This window comes from Streptomyces sp. NPDC039609 (genome assembly GCF_055596705.1).
The window spans coordinates 138,291-144,699 of the sequence record NZ_JBVIUJ010000018.1; the positions used below are offsets into that span (position 1 = coordinate 138,291).

Here is a 6,409-nt window from a genome sequence, read left to right on the forward strand (position 1 = left end):
AGAACCCTTCGCGCGGCTGTGCGCCGCTCGGCCAGGTGGTCGTCGACAACCGCCGGCCGGGCGGCGCACAGTCGTTTCCGCCGCGGTTTCCCGGCCGTCCGATCACGGTCCCCCGCACCGGCGTCCCGGAGCGGCGCCACCTCCCGCTCCGGCAGGCCCGGAATGTCGGCGCCGTCCTCCTCTCGCGCGGGTGGAAGGACCCGGGCCCCACCGCTCAGCCTCGGAGCTCCGCACGCGGGCCACCTGAGTGCCCCATCGGACAGGCCGGCGTGGCGGCGCCGATCCGCCGGGTGCGGAACCGTTCGAGGATCTCCACCGCGGGCACCTTGGAGCCGGGCGTACGGAGACTCGACTCGCGGTCACCGCCGAACCTGGAGCAGACGTCGATGTGCGCGTCGTACGCCGTCGACATCGCGTCGAGCAGGATCCGGTAGGACTTGTCCACTGCCGGATCGGGCTCCACGAGCAGCGGCTTCACCCGGCTGATCAGCTTGAGCAGGACCCGGTGGTCGCGCACCTGAAGACCGCTGAACTTGGCGTTGATGTGCGGGGGCATCATCGCGGGCCGTACCGCTTCCGCGTAGTGGGAGCGGGTGAAGTCGCCCGCGTACCGCATGGAGGCGCCGGACCCCACCATCAGGATCGTGGCGTCCTCCAGCAGCCGACAGGCGCCCTCCACGTCGTCCGGATCGTCCTCCAGAGACTCCCTGAGGCAGCCGATGGTCACGATCAGGGCCTGGATGAGCGCGAAGAACACCTGGTGGCCCAGGCACCAGCGGATCAGAGGATCGCCTTCTGCCTCCCCGGGCCCGGCGCCCGCGTCCGGCGTCAGGACCCGCGCCGCGTGCTCGAACGGCGTGCCGACCACTCCCATCCGCCACAGCGCGCGGAAGGTGGTCCAGAACGCCTCGCGCAGTTCAACCCGTTCACCGTCGTTGAGGCTGATCCCGACGGACAGGGCGTCGCCGAGCTGGCTGCGGAGGGCTTCGAGCACGGTGTAGGTGAAGGTCTCCACCGGGTTCCCGGTGACCCGGACCGCGCCGAAGAACCGGTCGTGTTCCTCGTACAGGTCCTCCGGCAGGGACTTCCGCTCCGCGTCGGTGTAGCCGGAGGCGCCGACCGGAGTGGACAGGCGGCCCAGGGCGGAGTCGACGGCGGCCAGCGCCTGCCGGTCGGAGTCGTGCGGGGATATGCCGATGACCGTCCGCAGGGCGTCCGCGACGCGCTGGTTCATCATGCCGCTGAGGGTGCTCCGCGAGACGGGGAGGTGCTCCGCCTTCAGCAGGTGCAGGGGCGGGACGGTCGCACGGCCGGCCTGGATATCGGTTCCGGTCACTTCGCGGACTCCTTCGTGCCGGGTACGAGCGTGACCGGCAGGCTGCTGTACCCGCGGAGGAAGGTCGAGCGGAGCGGCGTGGGTTCGTCCGCGAGCTCGATCCGCTCCGCCCGGCCGCAGAGGGACTTCAGTACGGCGGTGATCTCGGCCCGCGCGAGGTACGAGCCGAAGCAGAAGTGCCGCCCGGCCCCGAAGGCCAGGTGCTTGTTGGGCGTGCGTGCCAGATCGAAGACCTGCGGGTCCCGGAACGCGCTCTCGTCGCGGTTGGCGGAGGAGTTCCAGGCGATGACGTGGTCGCCTGCCCGGATCCTCCGGCCGTGCAGGGTGACGTCGGCCGTGGCGGTTCGGCCGGTGTGCATGGGTGGCGTGGTCCAGCGCAGGACCTCTTCCACCGCCCCGGCGACCGGGACGCGGCCTTCCTTCAGCGCCCGCCACTGCTCGGGGTACCGGGAGAAGGCGTGCACGGCGCCGGCCATGGCCAGGCGGCTGGTGTGGTCGCCCGCCAGGATGAACCCGTAGCAGTTGACGACCACCTCGTCGTCGGTCATCGGCTCCCCGTCGATCCGGCAGGTGGCCATCGCGCTGATCAGGTCGTCCTGCGGATCCTCACGGCGGGCCTCGATGATCTCCTGGCAGTAGACCAGCAGTTCGTTGCGGGACAGCCAGACGTCCTCCTCGCTCAGCCCGTCCTCGTCCGTGCTGAGCGCCTTGACGCTCAGGTCGAGCAGGTACTGGTGGTCCTCGGCGGGGAAGCCGAGGAGGTCGCAGATCATCCCCATGGGGATCCGCTCCGCGACGTCCTTGGCGAAGTCGAAGGTGCCGGCGGCGGATTCGATGGCACGACCGATGAGGCCGTCGACCCGCTGCTGCAGTTTGTCCGTCACGGCCTTGCGGGTACGGGGGCTGAACGCCTTGAGCAGGATCGTGCGCATGGCGTTGTGGCGGGGCGCGTCGGTGAGCGCCAGGATCTTGCCGGCTGCCGGATCCCCGCCGGCCTTGTGCAGGGACGACATCATGTTCCCGGGCTTCGAGCTGAATCGCTCGGAGTCCTGCAGGACGGCCATGACGTCCGCGTAGCGGGACACGACCCAGAATTCCGACCCGCGCTCCGTGGCGGGATGCAGGTACAGGGGCCGCTCTTCCCGGGCCCGCCGCCAGAATTCCTCGATGTCGGTCCGCAGGAAAGTGTTCGGGTCCGTGAGGTCCACGGTATTGAGATCGTCGGCGAAGGCGCCGCTACGAGACATGAAAAGCTCCTGGAATTTCGGAATGCGCTATCAGAGCGCGGATGTTTCGGCGGGTATTTCCGTGCCGGAAAGATCGGCGATGAGCATCGCCAGACGATCCAGCCCTGCTTCGATCTCCTCCGGAGACACCACGCTCACGGACAGGCGCAGCTGGTTCTCCCCGCCCCGGCCGCCGTAGAAATGGCTCATCGGTGTCCACAGGACCCCGTACTTGTCGGCCCCGTATTCCAGCGCGGCGTCGTCGGCGGCGAACGGCACGGTGACGACCACGAAGAAGCCGCCGGAGGGCGTGTTCCAGGAGACGCCGTGGTCCTCGCCGCGCGGAAACCTGCGGGCCAGCCCGTCCAGCAGCAGGTGCAGGTTCCGGCGGTAGAGCAGGATCTCGCGGGCGTTGGCCTCGACCAGACTGCAGTCGTGCTCCAGCAACTTTCCTCCCGCGATGGCCTGGGCCACGGGCGGGGTGTTCACGGTGATCATGCTCTTGATCTTGGACAGTTCGTCCGCGAGGAGCGTGATGCCCCCGTCCGGCCCGAGGACGCGCTGGTCCGCGACGACGAAGCCGATCCTGGCGCCGGGGAAGCAGGTCTTGGAGAGCGAGCCGAGGTAGAGGACCCGCCGCCCGGTGTCGAGGGCCTTCAGCGTCGGCAGGCGCTCCCCGTCCACGGCCTGGAACAGGCCGTACGGGTTGTCCTCCAGGATGAGCAGGTCGTACTCGGCCGCGATGGCGAGCAGCTCGTGCCGGGCCGCCAGGTCCAGGCGCGCCCCGGAGGGGTTGGCGAAATCGGGGACGAGGTAGAAGGCACGCGGCCGCTTGCCCGCGGCGCGCACCGCCTCCAACTGGTCGACCAGGTCGCCGAGGTCGATTCCGCCCTCGTCCTCCCGGACGGGCCACACGGGCATGTCCACCATTCGTGCGGCGCCGGTCAGCCCGACGTAGCCCGGCGACACCGTCAGGACGACATCGTGCTCGTCGGTGCGGAGGGCACGGAGCGCCACCACCATGGCCTCCTGGCAGCCGACCGTGACAACGATCGACTCGGGGTCGACGTCGACGCCCTCGTCGCGGGCGAGGTGACGGGCGAGTAGATCGTTGATGAGGCCCTTGGCCCGGCCGTACTGGAACAGGGTGCGGCGCACGAAGGCCGCGTCCGCACCCTTCTCGGCCGCCAGGTGGTCGCAGAACCTCCGCAGGTAGCGGGGCAGGTCCTCGACGTCGTAGTAGTCCTCACTGGGGCGGCCGGGAGCGAGCGATATCGCTTCCGGGAACCGGCCGGCCACCTCGTTCAGGAAGTTCATGGAGGCGAGCGCCGGATCCCCGAGCGCCGCGTGCAGTCGATCCGCGCTCAGATCGGCGGCCAGGAGTTCCACTCCGCTGGTGTTCATACGTCCTCGTTCGGCTGGGGGACCGGCGATCCCGTGACTACTTCGACTCGCCCTGCACCGACGGGGTGCCGGTGGGCTCTTCCGCCGGCATCGCCCCGGCGGTGGCTTCCGCGGTCGCTTCCTCGATGGAGCGGTTGCTGAGCGCGGGCATGGTGACCAGGGCCACCAGGACCATCAGGAGGCCGCCGACGACGAACGGCGCCCGCACACCCGCCTCACTGGCGAGGTAGCCGCCGAGGACACCGCCGAAGGGGGCGCCCACGAGGGAGATCAGGCGGCTGGCGGAGAGCACCCGGCCACGGATCGCCGCCGGCGCGAGACGCTGCCGCAGAGAACCGACGACGACGATCTGGACGCTCATCGAGAAGCCGATGACCGCCATCATCGCCCCGGCGATCCAAGGGCTCCCCGTGAGGCCCTGCCCGACGATCGCCAGTCCTTCGAGGGTCATGCCGACCCCGCGCATGGTGCCCACGGGGACCTTCTTGGCGATCGGGGAAGCCACCAGGCTGCCGATCAGGGCGCCCACCGCGGTGGAGCTCAGAAGCAGGCCGTAGCCGATCTCACCGAGACCGAGGTGCTCCTTGGCCAGCAGGACCAGCAGCGACATCTGGGCGGTGAAGACGAAGTTGCCGACGGCGGCGGTGGCGGACAGGGTGCGCAGGACCCGATGCCCGAGCAGCCAGCGCAGCCCCTCCGCGACCTCGGCGCGGAGGTTCCGGCGGGCCGGCTGCTCGGCCGGGGCGTTCCCGAAGTCACCCTTCAGCGAGCCGACGCAGACGGCGCTGACCAGGAAGGAGAGGGCATTCCCGAGGAAGGGCAGGGAGTTCGACAGGGAGAAGAGCACACCGCCGAGCGAGGGGCCCGCGAGCTGTTCGCCGTTGATCTCGGCCGCTGAGATCCGACTGTTGGCCCGGATGAGCTCCTGCTCCCCGGGGGCGACCACCGGCAGGACGGCCTGGGCGGCGATGTCGAAGAAGATGTCCCCGCACCCCAGGGCGAAGCCCGCCACGATCAGCAGGGGGATGTTCGCGTGATCGGTCAGTACGGCGACCGTGAGGAGGGAGATGACGGCGAGCCGGAACACGTCCGCGCGCAGCATCACCGTCTTGCGGTTCCACCGGTCCACCAGGGCGCCGGCCGGCAGCCCCAGCAGGAACCAGGGCAGGGTGCCCACGGCGCCGACGGCACCGATGAGCAGGGGATCACTGGTCAGTTGAACCGCCAGCAGAGGCAGAGCGGCCAGCTGGATGCCGTCGCCGAGCGACGAGGCGATCTTGCCCACCCACACCTTGTTGAAGTTGCTGCTCATGGGCGCCTGTGGCGCCTTCTCAGCCTTGGTGATCGTCAACAGTCTTCTCCTGAGAGGGGATTTCTTATGGACGGCTGTGCGGGATGTCAGCCGCCTTCGTGGCCAAGATCCGGCCTATTTCGGACAGCGGGCCGGGCTCGGTCATGGCCCCGTGTGCACAGTCGATGGCGTGCACGTCGACCCGGCCGCTCGTATGCGGGGACCAAACATCGGGAGTGGGGTCACCGTCCGCCTTGTCGGCGGTCGCGGCGAAGAAGAGGATGTCGCCCTTGAACGTGCCGGCATTGATGCGGTCGCTCAGGTTGGCGATGTCCACGAAGACCTTGACCAGCGCGTGGAGTCCGTCCGGGCCGAGCTCGGCCAGGGGGCTCTCGGGCGAGGCCGGGTCGTGTCCGACGGACTCGGCGATGGCCCCCAGGACCTCCGGACCGTCGTACGACAGCCGCTCGCTCTCCCAGCCGTCGGCCGGCAGGTAGCTGTCCATCATGGCGAGCAGGGCCACTTCCTCGCCCTCCTCCTGCAGACGGACCGCGAGGGCGTGCGCCACGATGCCGCCGAAGGACCAGCCGAGGAGGGAGTACGGGCCGGAAGGCCGGACGCTACGAATCTCGTGCACGTAGTCCTCGACCATCTCCGCGAGCCCGGGTGCCGGAGCATCCGGCTCACTGAACCCGCGGGCCTGCAGACCGAAGACGGGCCGGCGGGGATCCAGATGGCGCAGCAGACCGGAGTACGCCCAGCTCAGCCCGATGGCCGGATGGATGCAGAACAGCGGGTCCAGCTCCCCTTCGGCACGGAGCGGGAGCAGCACGCCCAAGGAGTCCCCGGGGGAACCACCGGGCACCCGGTCCAACTGGGCGTCGAGGGTGGCGACGGTGGGGGCTTCGAAGAGGGTGCGGAGGGGGAGTTCGACGTCGAGGGTGGTGCGGATGCGGCTGATGAGGCGGGTGGCGAGGAGGGAGTGTCCGCCGTGGGTGAAGAAGTTCTCGTCGATGCCGATGGTGGGCAGGCCCAGGGTCTCGGCGAACAGGCCGCAGAGGATCTCCTCGCGGGGGGTGCGGGGCGCGCGGCTGGTGGGGGTGGCCGGTTGTTCGGGGGCGGGCAGGGCGCGGTGGTCGATTTTGTTGTTGG

At 69.7% G+C, this 6,409-nt stretch carries 5 protein-coding genes; all 5 read right to left on the reverse strand.

Annotation, left to right across the window (positions count from 1 at the left end; all coding sequences use genetic code 11):
- Positions 1-214 precede the first annotated feature (214 nt).
- Positions 215-1,336: a hypothetical protein gene (locus ACZ561_RS36905; RefSeq protein WP_471003951.1), complete on the reverse strand. Its 1,122-nt coding sequence runs from the start codon at positions 1,334-1,336 to the stop codon at positions 215-217.
- Entirely contained in the window at positions 1,333-2,583 is a 1,251-nt protein-coding gene (locus tag ACZ561_RS36910; protein ID WP_471003953.1) for a cytochrome P450, read from the reverse strand. Before ACZ561_RS36910 ends, ACZ561_RS36905 begins: the two co-directional genes overlap by 4 nt.
- 30 nt (positions 2,584-2,613) lie before the next feature.
- A complete protein-coding gene (locus tag ACZ561_RS36915; protein ID WP_471003955.1) occupies positions 2,614-3,966 on the reverse strand; it encodes an aminotransferase-like domain-containing protein in 1,353 nt (450 codons plus the stop codon).
- Between the two features lie 37 nt (positions 3,967-4,003).
- Positions 4,004-5,317: an MFS transporter gene (locus ACZ561_RS36920; protein ID WP_471003957.1), complete on the reverse strand. Its 1,314-nt coding sequence runs from the start codon at positions 5,315-5,317 to the stop codon at positions 4,004-4,006.
- A 25-nt stretch (positions 5,318-5,342) separates the two neighbouring features.
- The coding region (locus ACZ561_RS36925) for a thioesterase domain-containing protein (protein ID WP_471003959.1) at positions 5,343-6,409 on the reverse strand (1,067 nt) is incomplete at its 5' end.

Coding starts and splice junctions, on each gene's coding strand:
- ACZ561_RS36910 (WP_471003953.1), bottom strand. CDS start 2,583: ATGTCTCGTAGCGGCGCCTTCGCCGACGATCTCAATACCGTGGACCTC.
- ACZ561_RS36915 (WP_471003955.1), bottom strand. CDS start 3,966: ATGAACACCAGCGGAGTGGAACTCCTGGCCGCCGATCTGAGCGCGGAT.